This is a genomic window from Pseudomonas sp. (genome assembly GCF_049590575.1).
In the GTDB taxonomy this organism is placed as follows: Bacteria; Pseudomonadota; Gammaproteobacteria; order Pseudomonadales; family Pseudomonadaceae; genus Aquipseudomonas.
Map to the genome: position 1 here is coordinate 1 of NZ_JBAWDE010000149.1, position 1,790 is coordinate 1,790.

General features: G+C 67.4%; 1 protein-coding gene. It reads left to right on the forward strand.

All coding sequences use genetic code 11. From position 1 onward, the window contains the following. Window positions 1–1,790 (forward strand): condensation domain-containing protein (locus WBR57_RS11320; protein ID WP_424083906.1); only part of this gene is annotated, 1,790 nt, incomplete at both ends.

Genomic DNA, 1,790 nt, shown 5'->3' on the forward strand with positions numbered 1-1,790 from the left:
GTGCGTGGGCGCGACGCTGCACCTGCCGCCGGCCCACGACGGCGCGGAAGATATCGACGCGTTGCTCGGCTGGTGGCGCGCGCAGCCTTTGCAAGTGTGCTTCCTGCCGACGCCGGTGGCCGAGTACGCCTTCAGCCAGCAGCAGGGCCACCCGACCTTGCGCACCTTGCTGATCGGCGGCGACCGTTTGCGCAGCTTCACCCAGGCGCAGACGTTCGACGTGATCAACAACTATGGCCCCACCGAAGCCACGGTGGTCGCAACGTCCGGCCGCGTGGAGGCGGGCCAGCCGCTGCATATCGGCAGCCCCATCGGCAACGCCACGGTTTACCTGCTGGATGCCCGGCAGCGCCCGCTGCCGATTGGCGCGACGGGCGAGCTGTACGTCGGCGGCAAAGGCGTGGCGCGCGGCTACCTGAACCGTCCCGAACTGACCGCCGAACGCTTCATCGATGATCCCTCTGGCCCTGGTCGCCTGTACCGCACCGGTGACCTGGCGCGCTGGCTGCCGGATGGCAACCTCGAGTACCTGGGGCGCAATGACGACCAGGTGAAAATCCGTGGCGTGCGCATCGAACTGGGCGAAATCGAATCGGCGCTGGCCAGCCATCCGGCCGTGCAGGACGCCGTGGTGCAGTACCGCGAGGGGCAATTGCTGGCCTGGTTGGTGCCGCGCCAGGCCGTCGAAATCGACGCGCTGCGTGGCCATCTGCAAGCCTCGTTGCCGGACTACATGCTGCCGGTGGCCTACGTGAAGCTGGACGTATTGCCCCTCACCGCAAATGGCAAACTCGACCGCAAGGCGTTGCCGGCACCCACGCAGGCAGCCTTTGTGACGCGCCTGTTCGAGGCGCCGCGCGAGGGCGTGGAAACCACCCTGGCGCAGATCTGGGCCGAGCTGTTGCAGGTGCAGCAGGTTGGGCGGCATGACCACTTTTTCGAACTGGGCGGCCATTCGTTGCTGGCGGTGCAGTTGGTGCAACGCATGCGCCAGGCCGGGCTGCACGCCGACGTGCAGGTGCTGTTCGGCCAACCGACCCTGGCCACGCTGGCGGCGGTAAGCCAAGGCAGTGAGGTGCCGGTGCCGGCCAATCGGGTGCCGCTGGATTGCACCCATATCCCCGCGGATTTGCTGGCGCTGGCCGAACTGGACCAGGCCAGCGTCGAGCGGATTGTCGCCGGCATCCCCGGCGGCGCGGCCAATGTGCAGGAGATCTACCCGCTGGCGCCGTTGCAGGAAGGTTTGCTCTACCACCACCTCACCGACGAGCGTGATCCCTACCAGCAACACGCGCTGTTCAGCTTTGCGCGCCGCGAACAGCTCGACGCGTTTGCCCAGGCCCTGCAACAGGTGATCAACCGCCACGACATCCTGCGCACCAGCCTCGCGTGGGACGCCCTTGAACAGCCGATGCAAGTGGTATGGCGTGAGGCGCGGTTGCGCGTCGAACCGCTGGACGAAACCTGCGCGGCGCTGGACTTGCGCCAGGCCCCGCTGATGGCCCTGGACTATGCCGAAGAACCGCAACACCAGCGCTGGATTGCCCGCCTGCGCTTCCATCACCTGGTCAACGACGCCACCTCGACGCGAGTGCTGGTGGATGAAATCCGTGCGCACCTGCTCGGTGAGCAGCGCCAATTGCCGTCGCCGGTGCCGTATCGCAACGTGGTCGCGCAAGCCCGTTTGCCGGCGCGCCAGGCGGCGCACGAGGCGTTTTTCCGTGAACGCCTGGCCGATGTCGACGAGCCGACCCTGGCCACGCTGGCGGCGGTAAGCCAAGGCAGTGAGG